The sequence below is a fragment of the Bacteroidales bacterium genome, assembly GCA_031275285.1.
GTDB lineage: Bacteria > Bacteroidota > Bacteroidia > Bacteroidales > UBA4181 > JAIRLS01.
Window position 1 is genome coordinate 1 of record JAISOY010000177.1, and the last position, 17,932, is coordinate 17,932.

Annotated in this window: 14 protein-coding genes; 11 read left to right on the top strand and 3 right to left on the bottom strand. The window is 42.1% G+C overall.

What is annotated here, in order from left to right; all coding sequences use genetic code 11:
* Nucleotides 1–558 (top strand): hypothetical protein (locus LBQ60_17615; protein MDR2039742.1); only part of this gene is annotated, 558 nt, incomplete at its 5' end.
* Between the two features lie 92 nt (nucleotides 559–650).
* Here the strand turns inward: LBQ60_17615 and LBQ60_17620 are convergent.
* Both LBQ60_17620 and LBQ60_17625 read right to left on the bottom strand, forming a co-directional pair.
* Nucleotides 651–2,027, bottom strand: coding sequence for a Gfo/Idh/MocA family oxidoreductase (locus LBQ60_17620; GenBank protein MDR2039743.1), 1,377 nt, complete (start codon nucleotides 2,025–2,027; stop codon nucleotides 651–653).
* Between the two features lie 31 nt (nucleotides 2,028–2,058).
* Entirely contained in the window at nucleotides 2,059–3,606 is a 1,548-nt protein-coding gene (locus LBQ60_17625) for an SUMF1/EgtB/PvdO family nonheme iron enzyme (GenBank protein ID MDR2039744.1), read from the bottom strand.
* A gap of 337 nt (nucleotides 3,607–3,943) precedes the next feature.
* On the opposite strand from LBQ60_17625, the gene LBQ60_17630 reads away from it, so the two are divergent.
* The 10 genes from LBQ60_17630 (at nucleotide 3,944) to LBQ60_17675 (ending at nucleotide 17,167) form a co-directional block, all read left to right on the top strand.
* The gene (locus tag LBQ60_17630) at nucleotides 3,944–5,590 is read left to right on the top strand and encodes a hypothetical protein (GenBank protein MDR2039745.1); all 1,647 of its coding nucleotides are present in this window, start codon (nucleotides 3,944–3,946) and stop codon (nucleotides 5,588–5,590) included.
* 410 nt (nucleotides 5,591–6,000) lie between these two features.
* Entirely contained in the window at nucleotides 6,001–6,594 is a 594-nt protein-coding gene (locus LBQ60_17635; GenBank protein MDR2039746.1) for a TetR/AcrR family transcriptional regulator, read from the top strand.
* Between the two features lie 210 nt (nucleotides 6,595–6,804).
* Complete coding sequence (locus LBQ60_17640) at nucleotides 6,805–8,109, top strand: TolC family protein (protein ID MDR2039747.1); 1,305 nt, start codon at nucleotides 6,805–6,807, stop codon at nucleotides 8,107–8,109.
* Between the two features lie 23 nt (nucleotides 8,110–8,132).
* Nucleotides 8,133–9,188, top strand: a complete 1,056-nt coding sequence (locus LBQ60_17645) for an efflux RND transporter periplasmic adaptor subunit (GenBank protein ID MDR2039748.1) — start codon at nucleotides 8,133–8,135, stop codon at nucleotides 9,186–9,188.
* Nucleotides 9,189–9,272: 84 nt separating this feature from the next.
* Complete coding sequence (locus LBQ60_17650) at nucleotides 9,273–12,395, top strand: efflux RND transporter permease subunit (GenBank protein ID MDR2039749.1); 3,123 nt, start codon at nucleotides 9,273–9,275, stop codon at nucleotides 12,393–12,395.
* Nucleotides 12,396–12,478: 83 nt separating this feature from the next.
* Nucleotides 12,479–12,775, top strand: coding sequence for a hypothetical protein (locus LBQ60_17655; protein ID MDR2039750.1), 297 nt, complete (start codon nucleotides 12,479–12,481; stop codon nucleotides 12,773–12,775).
* Between the two features lie 63 nt (nucleotides 12,776–12,838).
* Nucleotides 12,839–13,717 (top strand): PorT family protein, encoded by an 879-nt coding sequence (locus tag LBQ60_17660; protein MDR2039751.1) that lies wholly within the window; start codon nucleotides 12,839–12,841, stop codon nucleotides 13,715–13,717.
* Nucleotides 13,718–13,869: 152 nt separating this feature from the next.
* Nucleotides 13,870–14,772, top strand: coding sequence for a sugar phosphate isomerase/epimerase (locus LBQ60_17665; protein ID MDR2039752.1), 903 nt, complete (start codon nucleotides 13,870–13,872; stop codon nucleotides 14,770–14,772).
* Between the two features lie 98 nt (nucleotides 14,773–14,870).
* Complete coding sequence (locus LBQ60_17670) at nucleotides 14,871–16,034, top strand: Gfo/Idh/MocA family oxidoreductase (protein ID MDR2039753.1); 1,164 nt, start codon at nucleotides 14,871–14,873, stop codon at nucleotides 16,032–16,034.
* A 131-nt stretch (nucleotides 16,035–16,165) separates the two neighbouring features.
* Nucleotides 16,166–17,167 (top strand): sugar phosphate isomerase/epimerase, encoded by a 1,002-nt coding sequence (locus LBQ60_17675; protein MDR2039754.1) that lies wholly within the window; start codon nucleotides 16,166–16,168, stop codon nucleotides 17,165–17,167.
* Between the two features lie 148 nt (nucleotides 17,168–17,315).
* Here LBQ60_17675 and LBQ60_17680 read toward each other — a convergent pair.
* The coding region (locus tag LBQ60_17680; GenBank protein ID MDR2039755.1) for an outer membrane beta-barrel family protein at nucleotides 17,316–17,932 on the bottom strand (617 nt) is incomplete at its 5' end.

Below are 17,932 nucleotides of genomic sequence, written 5' to 3' on the forward strand. Positions count from 1 at the left end.
ATCAGCAATGTAGCTATCAATGATAATGATGATGAAATCAGATTATTAGCATTGGAAAAATCGGCCAGCCAGAACACCATCAGCCATATTGCCCTCAATGATAAAAACCCCGAAATACGGAAAATAGCACTACAGATGAGTGCCAGTCAGAATACTATCAGTAATGTTGCTATCAATGATAGTGATGATGAAATCAGGATATTAGCATTGAAAAAATCGGCCAGCCAGAACACCATCAGCCATGTTGCCCTTAATGATAAAAACCCCGAAATACGAAAAATGGCACTTCAGATGACAGCCAGTCAGAATACTATCAGTAATGTCGCTATCAATGATAGTAATGATGAAATCAGGATGTCAGCATTGAAAAAAACGGCCAGTCAGAATACGATCCATTATTTAGCAAAAAATGACAGAAACGACAATATCAGAAAAGCGGCCATAAAAAGATCAAATGATATCGGATTACTCCAACGGATTGCCTCAGATAACGAACAAACAGCAATCAGTGAATCTGCAAAAGAACGATTACAAGAACTGGGGAATCAGGAAAATTAAAAGTAAGTTGGAAATAGACGAGTATGGTTTGAAAAAAGAAAAACCGTCTAAGTAATTTTAGACGGTTTTTTATCATTAAGAAAAATTTCTCTTTATTTACCCTTTCCCGGAACAGGAATAGTATATTTACTGATATCCACATTGGCCAGTTCCAGTTTTTCAGGCATCAGGTTCAGATCGGATCCCATTACATTATCCCATGTAACTTCACCACCGGTATATGCAGAGATACGTCCCATGATGGCTGTCATTGTAGAAACGGCTGTTTCTTCTGCCTGACTGAATGGTTTCTTGTCACGGATACAATTTACCCAGTTGACGTGTTCCAACACATAAGGATTATCTTGTTTAAATTCTTCTTTTTCTTTTTCCTTATCATATTTCCAAATCACATTACCTTTAAGGTCTCTGATTTCCTGTGTCTGTCCGTCTCCTCCATACCAAACACCTTTTGTTCCAAAAAGAATTTCGGTATTTCTTCCGGCACACCCGTCAATCTGGCGACACATACTATGCATATGGATCCCACCTTCATATTCAAAATCAACACTGAACATATCATATTGATCACCGGTAACACGACGCTGATGGGCTCCAAAGCCTATAGCCTTAACCGGTTTTTTACCTGTAAACCAATTAAATACATCAATATTATGTACATGCTGTTCTACAATATGATCTCCGGATAACCAGGTCCAGTTCACCCAGTCACGGATCATCCATTCCATATTGGTCCAGTTCTTTTCTTTATTACGGAACCATAATTGTGATTGGTTCCAGTATACGTTTCCGGACACGACCTCACCGATCAATCCGCTTTGTACCTGTTTGTAGCTTTCGATATATGATCTTTTGTGATGACGTTGTGTTCCTGTAATCACACATAATCCCTGGCTTACCGCTTTTTTCGAAGAAGCAATGATAGAACGGGCACCTACGGGATCTACAGCAACCGGTTTTTCAAGGAAAGCATGCTTTCCGGCATCTACGGCAGCTTTAAAATGAACGGGACGAAAATTAGGGGGAGTCGCAATCAATACCACATCCACACCGGCATCTATGACTTTCTGATAATTATCAAAACCGGTAAAACATTTGTCATCAGGAATTTCCTGATTGAATTTTTCTTTAAGATGCCTACGGCAGTCCTGTACCCTGTCTGCAAATACGTCACCTAAAGCAACGACAGAAACATTCGGCGCAGCATTCAGGAAATCGGAAGCAGCTCCTTTTCCTCTTCCGCCACAACCGATCAAACCTGCCTTTAAATGGGCTCCGTCTTTTGCCTTATCGGGCAAAGATGAAGGAATATTCCATTCTGCTTGCGGTAATAAAGGGATCAATGCGGGTTCTTTGGTTCCTCCGCCGCATGAAGTAAGCAATGTGCCAGCTCCTAGTGTACCAGCAGCTCCTACCAATGCAGCACTTGATAAGAAATCTCTTCTGTTTAAAGAATTTTTGCTCATGATATTTGTTTGTTTATTAAATTGAAATTGGTTATTATTTACTGATGATCGTACTATCCGGTTCACAGACCACGCGGAAGCCAATCCCCTTGATATCCGAATACCACCAGATACTTTTGGGTTGTTGCGGGTCGGTTTTCAACCATTCTTCGGTTTGCGTAACGCCACGTACCGCAGCACGTACATCTGCAGCATCATCGGCATAGTTACCTCCACGGACCACATATTCAGTACCTTCTTCCGGTCCCTTCGGGTTGGTTACTGAAAGCCCTGTCTGTGTATACGCATCAGGAGCATACCAGTCCGAACAATACTCGAGAACATTGCCCAGCATGTTCTTCAACCCGAACGGATTTTCTTTGACCTTAAAGGGCTCCTGCGTTTTCATATCGCTGTTCAGGGCATAGATGACAAATCTATTGATCATTGTGGTATCCGGGCTGGATATCTTCCTCCACCATCCCTGGGAGGTAAATTTCTTGGGCGCTCCTTCAAAGAAATAAGGAGTTTCCGTACCGCCACGTGCTGCATATTCCCATTCAGCCTCGGTGGGTAAGCGGTATTTTTTACCGGTTACTCCGGATAACCACTGGCAATATATTTCAGCTGAATAATGTGTCATGGTGATAGCTGGGCGCGCTCCGCCGCCCCATCCCTGTTCTGGATTACCGAATGGCGGTGTAGGGCCGCTTATCGCATCAGGCGTCATGGCCTCCCTGTTTCTTTCTTTCATCACTTCAGGAGGAATACGTCCTTCGGACGCAGTCGCTATGTGAAATGACCAGTATTCATTCCAGGTCACTTCTACTTTCCCCATGAAAAACGGATCCACCGTTACTTCCCTGACAGGACCTTCATCGTCCCGGCGGTATTTTTCTTTTTCCGGACTACCCATTTTGTAGGTTCCTCCTGGAATGGCCACCATATCAAAAGAAACAGCTGTTCCGGGTATCTGCTCGGTAAAATCTTCAAACTCTTCTACCGTGGTAGGTTCTGTAAATTTTTCACCATCAGCAAAAGACACAGTAGGAATAATGTCCAGTTTTGCATGGCTGTAGTTGGGATCGTAATGCCCCACAGCCAAATGGCAACTGATACACTGCAGGTTTAATTTCTTCTCATTTTCTTCATAATACAAATGGGCAGTTCCCCCATCGTCCGAAAGTCCTTTTGGAAAGAGATTAACATGACACTCTTTACAGGACTCGTTATATACGATATTTACCGCATACTCCAACTGGCTTTTCTGCTCCCAGTTAAAATCCGCACTGTCCTTTGTCCAGTATGCCCACAGGTCATGTAATCCTGTACGGGCTTTTTCCTTAAAATGATTGAATGATCCTTTGGGCGGTAAATGGCAATCGACACAATGTACCCTCACTCCGGATTCATTATTATAATGTGTGGATAGTTTCCAACTGTCATAAACATGAGTATGCACATGGCAACTTTCGCAGTATTCATCAGTGCTGGTATAATACATCATTTTGTTGCTGAACAAAACGACAATAACTCCTAAAAGCCCACCTATGAAAAAAATAAACCATGGGCGTTTCTTAAAGAACTTTCCGATTTTCGACATAATTAATCGAATGAAATACAGTTAAATAGATTAAACAAAAGAATACTTTTCTCTAAATATGCAAAATTTTGTTAAAGATACGGTTTTTATACCACATGTATCACGTAAACGGCTCATTTCGACCTGTTAAAAAAAGTTAAACCACATAATGGGTTATCTACTAAATAAATACATAATGAGGTGAAATTCTAAAATCCATGGTTTGGGGAGAAAGTTAGAAAGTTAGAAAGTTAAATTATATAAAAATTTGTTTTAATCTTTCCTTTCACTTACTTTGGTACGGATTAATATAACTAATAATGAGGAGTTTGATTTGTCTTAATAATAAAAAGAACATATGAAGTATAGCCTGATTTTCATTTCTTTTATCATTGTTATGTTATGGGGCTGTCGTTCTCATGCCGGACCGGAGGGATATTTTGTCCGCCCCTGCGAATTTATCTGTGATTATCCGTTCAACGACACTACTAAATGGGCTATTACCTGTCGCGTCTGGGGATTGCTGAAATATTACCATCCGAATGTGACGGCCGGTAAGCTGGATTGGGATAAAGTGTTACTGGACAGAATGGTCGATATTAATTATTCTTCTACACCGGAAATGGTCAATGTCGAACTCGCGAAAATGCTGGTGGCGGCCGGAGAATATACAGGTAAAAAAGACAATGACTGGAATGACTCCCTGAACATGAATATGAACTTATGCTGGCTGGATAACTCGTTTTTGGATAAAACACTCATCAATGAGTTGAAAAAGATCGCTTCACTAACCGTAAAATTTCCGGCTTATTACCGCATAGATTATGAAAATCCAATGCTGCCAAATGAAAAAGGGTATAAGGTAGACATTAATACTTCATATAAGCATCGTTTATTGTCTCTTTTCAGATATTGGAATGTAATTTACTATTTTTTTCCCCACAAATATCTAATGGATCAATCGTGGGACAAAACATTAACCATGTCTATTTTCCCATTTATCCATGCTGCTGACATACAATCCTATCAGATTGCATTTCTAAAATTGGCTGCTGCTCTTAATGATGGGCATGGTTATATTAGTTTTGCTAATTATTATCGCGCTGAAGCTCTTAATACTATTGAAATGATAGATGGACAAACGGTTATAACAGTTGATGCCGGAGGATTGTTACCTGGGGATATTATCGATGTTATCCAAGGGAGGAATATAAATCATATCCGCGACAGTCTGTCGGTTTTGATTCCGGCTTCAACGCAGCTTAATAAGGAGTTTCGGATAAACAGCTATGTAGCTGAAATAATTTTCTTTAATAAACCGGATATTGTTATCTCCAGAAATGGACAACCCATTAAAATTCAGATGCCGTTTGTTGATTTTGAAAAACAGAAGCCGGGTTTATACAGATGGATTTCCGATGATATTGCCTATGTTGATTTCTCCGTATTAACAAAACAGGGAATTGATTCGGTTTTTCACGCACTGTCCAATGTTACATGTATTATTTTTGACATACGGAAGGGTGTGGATCAGAGCTATGATGCGGAGCTATTTGGTGGTTACTTGTCCAACAAAAATACCCGTTTATTCCCAACAGTACTTCCTCATCCGGAACATCCGGGGGCCTTCGTTTTAATTGATGACTTTCAGGCATCCTCTAAAGATACCAGAGGTCGTCGCCTTTACAAAGGAAAAATTGTTTATCTGATAGATGAAAATACGCAAAGTGCTACAGAAACTGTAGCGTTCGTTGGCCGTACCAATTATCAGGCCATTTTGATTGGCCGACCTACATCAGGCGCATTAGGACGTGTTACGTGGATACCTCTCCCTGGAAATCAAAGAGCAGCATTTTCTAACTTTGGTCTTTTCTCTCTTGACGGAACAGAATTCCAACGGAAAGGTATTATTCCGGACATTGAGGTCTACCCTACCATGGAATCCGTCAGGGAAGGGAAAGACGAGATCTTAGAGGCAGCAATTGAATATTTGAATACTCAATAATTCCTTAAAATTTACCATTCAATAGACATCATTCGTCGGACAATTCATATTGTTCGTCGATTTTTTATTGTTTGCCACTGACTGGTGTGGCATTTTTGTATAAAATCGTTCGTTATACAAAGCAATAAAATAAATCAAACCAGATATATTTTAATATTCACAAGAAAAATATGATCATTTCCTTCAATAAAGGCATAGAATTTGTATTGCACCGTACATTAGCAAGGAAAATTTCAACATATACAATTACAACAAACGTAGCATTATGCATAATGCACACACAAATAAACACAAGTAAAAATCCTGGTCAGGAAATTTATTATCATAAAAATCTAAAAAAACGAGAAAACTTTTTTTGTTTTCTGAGTTTTCTATCTATTTTTGCATCCGTAATTATTCATAAATTAAGGATGAGTAAAGAGCGTATCATAGAAGGAGCCAAAGAATTATTCAGACTATCCGGTCTTAAGAGCACTACCATGGATGATATCGCCAAGCATATCGGAATGTCAAAGCGGACCATATATGAAAACTTTAAAGACAAAGAAGAAATATTGGTGGCCTGCCTGGATCAGGTTTATTGGGAGAATAGACGGTTTTCCGAAAAGGTTTTCGCCGAATCCGACAATGTGATCGAGGCAACGGTGATACTGCTCAGAAAAGGGGCGGAACAGGCAAGGAAACAACGGTATATGATCATCGAGGACATCAAAAAATATTATCCTGAAGTATATCAGAATATTTTGCTCTCCCAGCAGGATGACAAACAAAAGGAAATGGAAGCGTTAGTGGAACAGGGAATGAAGGAAGGTGTATTCAGGGAAGACCTGAATCCTGAAATCATCGCCTATTTTTTCGCCCAACAAGCTGAAGGAATTGCAATAAATGATCAGAAATTAGATGGCTATTCATTATTAGAAGTGTTCAAAAACATGGTTCTTTCATTCATCAGAGGTATATGTACGCCAAAGGGATTAAAAATAATTAATCAATTAACAAAATAAGTCATGGAAACAGGATTTTTAAACAGGCATTTCAGTAACTGGATATTCCGGTTAGGCGCTGAAAAATGTCATTTCGGTATATTTTTAAAATGTGGTCGGTAAATGCCATCTACTTTAGCGGCGCGGAATGGAGAATAATTAAACAATAAAGTAGTGTCATTTTCCGAATCTATTAACCCAATAGTAAACAAGTAATAAATATCATATCAAATGAAAATCAGATTTAAACAAATTATCTGTTGTATTGTCGGAATTAGCATAAGCATAGCGACTTATGCACAAACACCGCAGGAAAACCAGGAACCCCTGAGCCTTACATTGAAGGAAGCTCAGGAGCATGCTTTACAACACAACAAAACTGTTTGGAACGCCGGGCTTTCTGTTTCCGAAGCACAAAAAAAGGTTTGGGAGACAATTTCATCCGGATTGCCACAGTTGAGTGCGACTTTGGATTATCAGAACATGATGGGATTTAAAATGAGTTTGTTTGGACAATCCATCCCATTAGAACCGACCAGTACTTTTCAGGCTTCCGTAACACAATTACTTTTTAGCGGAAGTTATTGGATCGGTATCAAAATGTCGCGGATCGGAGAACAGGTTTCAGAAACGATGCGGCTACAAAGTGAGCTGGATATCAAACAACAAATCCGGAGTGCATACCTGAGTGTGTTGATCGCATCAGAAAACAAGGAAATCCTTCAGAAAAGCCTGACTGATATAGAAACGCTGGCCAAAAGCACGGAAGATATGGTAAAAGTTGGAGTGGCCGAGCAAACAGATGCCGACCAGCTAAAAGTACAGGTAGCCTCTGTAATGAATAACATCAAAGCTGTAGAGAGAGCTACTGAACTAGCATATAACCTCTTAAGATTTCACTTGGGAGTAAGTATGGATACTGAGGTCATTCTACAGGAAACATTGGATGACCTGATGAATGAAAATACGGTAAATGATGTATTGGGAACCAAATTTGATATGGACGCTAATTTAAATATGATGTTACTTGATCAACAATTGGAACTGGCCAATAAGCAGGTATTGCTGGAACAGGCATCCTGCCTACCGACAGTATCTATGTTCTACAATTATACATACAAACTGAAAGCATCTACATTTGATATGGCACCTGCAAATATTATCGGTTTACAAGCCAATATCCCGATTTTCGCATCAGGACAACGCCACTCGAAAATACAGCAGGCCAAAATAAAAATGGAGACCGCACAAAACAACAAAGATCTGCTGGCAGACCAGCTTTTAATGCAGGAAAAACAACTCCGGTTTAATTTAAATAATGCCATTGAAACGTATAGTGTCCAGAAAGAGGCGATGAATGTATCACAACGTGTACTGGAAAGTATTACAAGGAAATACCAGCAAGGAGTTGCGTCCAGTATGGATGTAACCACTGCCAATACCAGTTTGCTACAAGCACAGGGTAATTATATTTCGGCAATGAATGATGTGATATCAGCCCAGACAGAGCTTGAAAAACTTCTTAATACCTTATAAGCATGACAAGGAAGATCAAAAAAATGAAAACAATAGTAAAAAACATAAAAAACAATAATAAAATGAAAGCATTTAGCAGTATATTAATGGTAATGGTTGTTTTCCTGTCTGCTTGCGGTGGCAATAAAGAACAGGTTCAGACTGAAGATGCAGAAAGCGCCAAAGCCCGGGTGAAGGTTCAAAAAGTAACAGAACAACCTGTTGAACAACTAGTTGAATTAACAGGAACCGTACAGGCATTCAAAAGCAACGATATAGCCACTACCGTACCGGGCCGTATAGATAAAATATATGTTGAAGTAGGTGACCGGGTACGTAAAGGCCAGACATTGGTTGAAATGGATAGAACGAATTATATCCAGGCAAAGATCCAATTGCAGAATGCAGAAAAGGAACTGGCACGTGTCGACACGCTTTACCGTTTGGGAAGTGCTACACAACAACAATTCGATCAATTGACCTCCCAGGTGGAAGTGGCTCGTGAAGCATTAGCCAATCTGGAAGAGAACACCATATTGACTTCACCCATTGACGGTGTTGTAACAGCCCGTAACTTTGACCCGAGAAATATCTATGGAGGTGCGCCTGCAATTCTGAATGTAATGCAGATAACCCCGGTGAAGATCCAGGTAAGTATATCCGAAACATATTTCCCTTCGGTAAAAACAGGTATGGAAGTGAAAATCAAATTGGATGTTTACCCCGGTCGTGAATTTGACGGGAAAATAACATTGATCTATCCGACGATCGACCAACAGACCCGTACATTCATTTCAGAAATCAGTATTCCCAACAATGATATGGCAATACGCCCGGGAATGTTTGCCCGTGTAACACTCAATTTTGGTACCATGAACCATGTGGTGGTTCCTGATATGGCTGTAATAAAACAAATGGGTACGAATGCCAAATTCGTCTATGTGGTGGAAAACGGTATAGCACACCAGAAAAGAGTTGAGTTAGGCCGTCGTGACGGTAATTCATACGAGTTGTTGTCGGGTGTTGATAACAATGCTACGGTGATTGTTGCCGGACAAGCAAAATTACTTGACGGAACCCCTGTCACGATTCAGGAATAAAATTCGACCGACACGCTAACCTGATAGAAAATAAATCTTGTGTCGTGAATATTCAAACACATTATGAATCATAAATAATTAACGATGAAAATATACGAAGTAGCAGTAAAAAAACCCGTCAGTACCATACTTATTTTTATCGGTATTGTCTTGTTCGGGCTTTTTTCCCTTAGCAAGCTGTCTATCGACTTATATCCTGAGATAGAAACCAATACCATACTTGTATTTACCACTTATTCAGGAGCCAGCGCCGAGGATATCGAGACCAATGTAACCCGTGTGCTGGAGGATGCTTTGAATACCGTCAGCGATCTGAAGACCATCTCTTCTACTTCCCGGGACAATATGTCGATGATCACCATTGAGTTTACCTGGGGAACGGACATTGATGTAGCAACCAATGATGTGCGGGATAAGCTGGACATGATCAAGCAGTATTTACCTGATGATGCGGAAAGTCCTATTATTTTCAAGTTCAGTACGGATATGATCCCTGTGATGATCCTTTCCGCAACGGCAAAAGAAAGTACCGATGCATTATATAAAATACTGGACGACCGTGTATCCAACCCGTTGAACCGTATCAACGGCGTAGGTACAGTATCCGTAACCGGAGCGCCTAAACGGGAAGTACATGTGAATGTAGATCCCCAGAAACTGGAAGCGTATAACCTCACCGTAGAGCAAATAGGGGGCATTATTGCAGCAGAAAACCTGATTATGCCCGCAGGTACTTTCGATATAGGTTCCAATACCTATTCGTTACGTATCGATGGCGAGTTTGATGTCAGCGATGAAATGAAAAGATTGGTGGTAGGCTCATACAACGGACAGAATATTTATATGACGGATGTGGCCGTAGTGAAAGATACCCTGGAGGAAAGAGCCCAGGAAAGCTATACCAACGGAATCCGTTCAGCTACTATCATTATCCAGAAACAATCAGGGGCTAACACGGTGGATATTGCTAAAAAAGTAACCGCAGCCTTACCTGCTTTGCAAAAAGACCTGCCTGCCGACGTTGAGTTAAGCGTTATCATGGATACATCCGAATTTATAGTGGATAGTATCAACAGTTTAACGGAAACAGTCATATTGGCCGGTATTTTTGTAATGGTCGTAGTATTATTTTTCCTTGGCCGTTGGAGGGCAACCATTATTATTATCCTGACTATCCCGATCTCATTGGTAGCATCGTTTGTTTACCTGATGGTTTCCGGGAATACGATCAATATTATATCGCTGAGTTCACTAACAATCGCCATAGGTATGGTGGTGGACGATGCCATTGTGGTGCTTGAGAATATCACCACGCATCTTGAACGGGGTAGTAAACCGCGTGAAGCAGCTATTTATGGTACCAATGAAGTAGGGGTAGCCGTTATGGCATCAACGCTAACTATTATCGCCGTGTTCCTGCCGTTTACCATGGTATCGGGGCTGGCCGGTATTATGTTCCAGCAGCTGGGCTGGATGGTAACGATCATCATCACCATGTCTGTGATCTGTGCCTTGACGCTGACACCTATGTTATCGGCTTACATGCTGAAAGGACAGAGTAAGGAGCAGAAGGAAAGTAAAATATATGCACCTATCAGAAAGATGTTGGACGGATTGGATAACTGGTACGCAGGAATATTGAACTGGGCTGTTCGCCATAGATTGGTAGTTGTTTTAGGTGCTGTTGCCATTTTTGTATCCAGCTTGTTCCTGCTAAGTCGCGTAGGATCCGAATTTATTCCGGAATCAGATAACGGGCAAATCACAGCTACGATTGAGTTACCCATCGGTACCCGTGTAGAATTTGCCAAGGAAGCTGCCGCAAAAATTCAAAATAAGTTCAGCAATGATTTTCCCGAAATCGAGGCAATGACCTATACTGTTGGGCAAGCATCATCCGATAACACTTTTGCTGCGATGCAGGATAACGGTACCCATATCATTACGATGCGTATGAGGTTCGGTAATGCCAGCGACAGGGACCGGAGTATCTTCGAGATGGCAGAACAGATGCGACTATATCTGGAAACATTGCCGGAACTGGTCAAGTACCAGATATCAACAGCCGGAGGTAGCGGGTTCGATAATGCCGTGGATATCGAAATATATGGTTACGATTTTGAAACGACGGATAAATTAGCTGCCGAGATCAAGGAAAAAACAGCCAATGTCCCGGGATTCCGCGACATAAGAATCAGCCGCGAAGAATATCGGCCGGAATACCAGATCGATTTCGATCGTGAAAAGTTAGCCTTATACGGATTGAATATGTCCACTGTTTCTTCCTTTGTCCGTAACAGGATCAACGGGTTAACCGCATCTCAATTCCGCGAAGATGGAGAAGAGTATGACATTATCGTTCGTTACGATGAGAAATTCCGCCAGTCAATAGAAGATATTGAAAACATTATGGTATACAACAATCTGGGACAGGGACTCCGCGTCCGTGAACTGGGAATGGTTGTAGAACGGTTCTCTCCTCCGAGTATCGAGCGTGAAAACCGTGAACGTGTGGTTAAAGTCTCAGGATCCATCTATGATGCTGCATTGAGTGATGTAGTTGCAGGGATCAATGCCGAATTGGCACAGATCACTATTCCCGATGGAATCGGCGTAAATATAGGCGGTACCTGGGAAGACCAGCAGGAATCATTCGGTGACCTGGGTACACTTTTGGTTTTGGTAATCGTATTGGTATATATTGTAATGGCTTCACAATTCGAATCCTTCAAAAGCCCGTTCATCATCATGTTATCGCTGCCGTTTGCTTTTACAGGGGTATTCCTCGCCTTATGGTTGACCAATACCACCCTGAATATGCTTTCGATGATCGGCGCCATCATGTTGGTGGGTATCGTAGTAAAGAACGGTATCGTATTGATCGACTATATCAACCTCAACAGGGAACGTGGAACCGGCTTGATCCCGGCTGTTGTTGCCGGGGGTAAATCCAGGTTACGCCCTGTATTGATGACCACCATGACCACCATATTGGGTATGCTCCCCATGGCATTGAAATTAGGTGAAGGTTCCGAAATGTGGCAACCGATGGGTATAGCCATCATCGGCGGGTTGACGATTTCAACCATACTGACGTTGATCGTTGTTCCTGTGGTATACACTATCTTCGGTGCCGGTGATATCAAGAAAGAACGTAAACGTTTTGCCGCTGAATTGAAAGAAATGAACCTGGAAGAAGAACAATAAACTTGATTTCTCCAGTCCTGATCAGGACTGGAGAAACCTTGTCTTATGTTTTAGTAATACAATATATTTAAAATAACTCATCAATGAAAGCAATTTTTTTATCATATAACCAAGCACATACAAATCAGGTGCAGATCCTTTTGGATCGCTACAATATACGGGGCTTTACACGTTGGAACACTGTTGCCGGACGCGGCAGCAATGACGGAGAACCTCATTACGGAAACCATGCCTGGCCTGGCCTGAATACGGCCATACTTGCAATTACCGAGGACCAGAAAGTCGCTCCTTTCCTGGAAGCGCTCCGTAAACTGGATGAAAGCGCCGAACAACAAGGATTAAGGGCTTTTGTATGGACGGTTGACGAACAACAGATGTAAAACCGGAACTATACCATAAAATCAGTAAATAAAGGTTCTATATTGACCATTAAAATAATTGAGATGAAAAAGACAATTCTATATACAATGATCGCCTGTTTAATGCTTGTTTCTTCAGGATACACATCTTTTGCCCAAGATGTTAAAGTAGGATTAAGGGGTGGTGTCAATTTCCCCACTATTACTTCCGGAGGTACTAAGAGTCCTGCAAGTGATGGATACTCATCCAGAACGGCATTTGGTACGGGCATTTTTACCGAAATTCAATTTAAAAAATCATTCTCCTTGCGCTGGGGTGTGGAATACAGCGGACAAGGAGGAAAAAAGAACGGAATGCAGGCTTTCCCTACTTCCCGTATGATGACGGAAATGATCTCAGGAATGGGAATGGGAGCTGACGAAAATGTTATCGGTATGTTAATGGGACTGCCCCTCCCCCAGTATTATTATGCAGATGTAAAGAATACGGTTAAATTCGACTATGTTATGATCCCTATTCTGGCACAGTATACACTCCATCTGGGTAACTCACCATGGAGTGTTTATATCAATGCCGGCCCTTATGTATCTTTTCTTGTAAACGGGGAACAGGCATCCAAAGGAACCAGTAGCCTGTATGCCGATGCAAACGGACAAACATTAATGTGGAATTTACTGGATGCACAAACACAGCAACAGATTTCTACCGCTTTACCCGATTTTGCAAATACGCTTCAAAATTCCGTCCCGTTTGGAGATACCAATATCACCGGAGAGATGAAAAGTACCAATTTTGGGGTTACCGGAAATATCGGTATTAAATACGAATGCGGACGAAACTCATTCTTCGTTGAAGGAGGTGGGAATTACGGATTCCTTACCATACAGCAGAACAGCCAGAATGGCACCAACCGGTTATGTGCCATATCTGTGATGGCTGGATATGCTTTTTCCATGTTTTAGGGGTTAGGGTTAATTATATTCATTGATGCGGGCTCCAACCGGGGTCCGCATTTTTTATTGTTCTTTCTTAAAAAAATATAAAATGAAAAGGCCGGATCAAATAAAACCCCTATATTTGAAGAAGTGTTTCTTAATTTCAATAACAGATATCAATGAATACAAACAGACGTAATTTCATCAAAACTACCGCCATAGCAGCGGGCATGATGGGAGTCGGTTCAATGTCCGATGTGATGGCTGCTCCTGCTAAAAAAAACAAAAAAGTATCGCTCAACATCTCGTTTCAGGAAGGAATAGCTCCCGGTAAAGACCTGAATGAAAAACTTGACTACATGGAAAAATTAGGCATTGTCGGTTTTGAACCCGGAGGCCGTGGTTTATCCAAAAGAATCAATGAAATACAACAGGCATTAAGGGGCCGTAACATTAAAGTAAGTGCTATTTGTGCAGGTTTCTCGGGCTGGCTGATCGCAGAAGATGCTGCCAAGCGAAAAGAATGTATGGATACCTCCAAAGAAATTATGGCCGCCGGCGGAGAACTGGGATCGGTAGGAATGATCCTTGTTCCTGGATTTAACGGGCAACAGCCTTCTTTACAAATGCCTAAAGCTCGTGAAGTGTTGATGGAACAACTCAAAGAATTAGGTGAATTTGCGGTAAAACATAATACAAGCCTGATACTTGAGCCGCTGAACCGGAAAGAAGCCTGGTTTCTGCGCCTGGTAGCCGATGCGGCAGCCATGTGTAAAGACTCCGGTAGCCCTGGCATCACCTGTCTTGGTGACTTCTGGCACATGACCTGGGAAGAGACCAGCGATTACGGAGCATTGATGTCCGGAGGAAAATACCTGAGCCACATGCATATTGCCAGTCGTGGAAATCGGAAAATGCCGGGTGAAGACGGTGACGTAGATAATTACGTAGACGGATTTAAGGCATTAAAAGAATTGAATTACCAGGGCTATGTAAGCTTCGAATGTGGGACTAACGGAAAACGTGAAGAAACTGTACCTGCAGCCGTGAACCTCCTGAGGGAACAATGGAAAAAAGCCTGATAGCTTAACGCAAATCTAATAAGGCAATCCTGCCTTACAAAAGAAGACAGGATTGCCTTTCGCACAATCATACATCAACCAATCAAAACTTTAAGATCATGAAGAGAAAACTAAGAATGGGAATGGTAGGAGGTGGCAGCGATGCCTTTATCGGAGCTATCCACCGTATGGCTGCTTTTATAGACAACCAGATTGAACTGGTATGCGGCTGTTTCAGCATAGATCCGGACATATCCCTGTCTTCGGGACGTTCTTATTACCTTCCCGATAACCGTATTTATAAGACATACCAGGAGATGTTCGAAAATGAAGTGAAGTTACCGGAAAATGAACGCATGGATTTTGTGACCATCGTAACGCCCAACCTCTTTCATTTCGAACCGGCCATGATGGCCCTTGAACAAGGCTTTCACGTAGTACTCGACAAGCCTATGACGTTCAGCCTGGAGCAGGCTCATCAATTAAAGGACAAAGTAAACGAAACCGGTCTTACATTGGCGCTGACCCATGTCTATTCGGGCTACCCTGCCGTAAAAGAAGCCAAAGCACGCATCGCACGCGGTGATTTCGGACAAATCCGCAAGGTATATGTTGAATATCCCCAGGGATGGTTATCCTCGCGGATTGAACTGGAAGGCGGAAATAATGCCGGATGGCGTACCGACCCGAAACGTTCCGGAAAAGCCGGCGCTATGGGTGATATAGGCACACATGCATGGCATCTGGCGGAATATATTACCGGACTAAAAGTAACCGAGCTCTGTGCAGAGATCAAGGCTTTTGCCCCCGGCCGGCCGATCGATGATGATGGTGCAGCGCTCCTGCGTTATGAAAACGGAGCTACAGGGGTACTGATCGCGTCCCAGATAGTTGCCGGCGAAGCCAATCCTTTCGCCATCCGCGTATATGGTGAAAAAGGCGGTATAGAATGGAAGCAGATGGATCCCAATATCCTATGGCTAAAATGGACCAACCGACCGACGGAAAAGATAGATATCGGCAACAACGGACCATTATCCCCCGTTGCATTATACAATACACGCACACCTGCAGGGCATCCTGAAGGATTCATCGAAGCCTTTGCCAATATATACCGTAACTTTGCCTATACGGTACAGGCTAAAATGACAGGAGAACAACCGAAAACGGAATGGCTGGATTTTCCAAATGTAGAAGACGGTCTACGGGGAATGCAGTTTATCGAAACAGTTGTTACGGCAGGTTACGATGACAGCCGTAAATGGGTAAAATGGATTGAATAAATAAGCACCCAGTGCTATTTATTATAACCTTAAGCTACACTGATCATGTTGATTACGATAAGAAAGCATATCATTAATTGTTTTATATTACTTAAAAACCGATCATTTTCAATTATAAATTTTTAATTATTATGGCAAGACCGGTTACCATATTTACAGGACAATGGGCAGACCTCGACTTCGAGGTTGTCTGCCAGAAAGCAAAAGCCATGGGTTATGACGGCCTCGAGCTGGCATGTTGGGGAAATCATTTCGAAGTGGATAAGGCTGATGATGCTTATTGCAAAAACCGCAGGGAAATCATGGAAGGATACGGACTGCAATTATTTTCAGTATCCACCCATCTGTTGAGTCAATGTGTGTGCGATCCCATCGATGAACGGCACAAATCCATAGCTCCCGATTATGTATGGGGCGACGGGGATCCGGAAGGTGTGCGGCAACGGGCTGCAGAAGAGATGATCCGTACGGCACAGGCTGCCCACCGGTTGGGAGTAAAAGTTGTCAATGGTTTTACAGGTAGCTCCATCTGGCACCTGGCCTATTCCTTTCCCGCCGTTCCTGAATCAATGATCGACCGCGGATATGAAGACTTTGCACAGCGATGGACGCCAATCTTTGATGAATTCCAGAAACTCAGCATGCGTTATGCCCTCGAGGTACATCCTACCGAGATTGCATTCGATATCGCTTCGGCAGAAAGAGCGCTAAAAGCAGTGAATTACCATCCGGCCTTCGGATTTAATTACGACCCCAGTCATTTCGGATATCAGGGAGTGGATTATGTCAATTTTATCTACAAATTTGCCGACCGTATTTTCCACGTGCACATGAAGGACGTGGGCTGGAGTTCCAAACCGATGGAAGCCGGAATCTTCGGAGGGCATCTGCCGTTCGGCGATCGTCGCCGTTATTGGGATTTCCGTAGTGTCGGCCGTGGTGATATTGATTTCGAAGAAATTATCCGTGCCTTAAACAGGATCAATTACAACGGCCCTCTCTCCATTGAATGGGAAGACAGCGGAATGGACCGTGAACATGGGGCTGCAGAATCATGCGAATATGTGAAAGGAATTGATTTCACACCATCTGATATAGCTTTTGATTCGGCTTTCGATAAGGAAAATCAATAGAGACGTTATCCTGTTAAAAGTAAAAAAGCTGCCAATGGCAGCTTTTTTACTTTTAACAGGATAAGACTTGTTTTATTTCACCATTTTCCTGAACTATGAAATATTTTAATAGTATGCAAAATATGTTTAGATGATCCGATATAAAGATTTAGTAAGATTCAAATGATCCTTGTCTGGATCCCGGGGAAGTACTTTTCTTTTTCCCTCCCATCGTATTGAACCGGTATGATAAAGATACCAATACATAACTGGTCAGTAGGTTAGATTCCCTGTCTTCAATATAATTTGCCGTCACATTCCGTGATATGCTCAGTCTTTGCTGCAAAATGTCCGTCCATTCCACTGCAACGGAGGCCTTATTCCCTTTCAGGAAACGCTTGCTGATACTTCCGTTCCAAATCACCTCGTCTTTATTGTATCCGGAAGACAATCCCCTGGTTGCCCGGTAATCGATATTCGAATTAACACCGATGTTCCACCTGAACCTTAGCTGGGTATTGTATGACACGCCAAAATTAGTATTTTCCTGGCTCTTCCGCCCCTCTAAAGTATTGTCGGTTTTGGAAAACCTGACATTGGCTCGCAATTGTCCGTAGTACCATGCCTTGTTGTAGCTCATACTGATATTTTCAGAAAGCCCCAGTGTCCCTGAAATATTCCGCTGGCTCTGTTTCTTCACGGTCAGATAGCCTATCCTGTTATTGTAACTTACCCTTGTGTTCGTATTGAACTTGAATCTTTTGCTGCTGCCAATCGGAATATTGT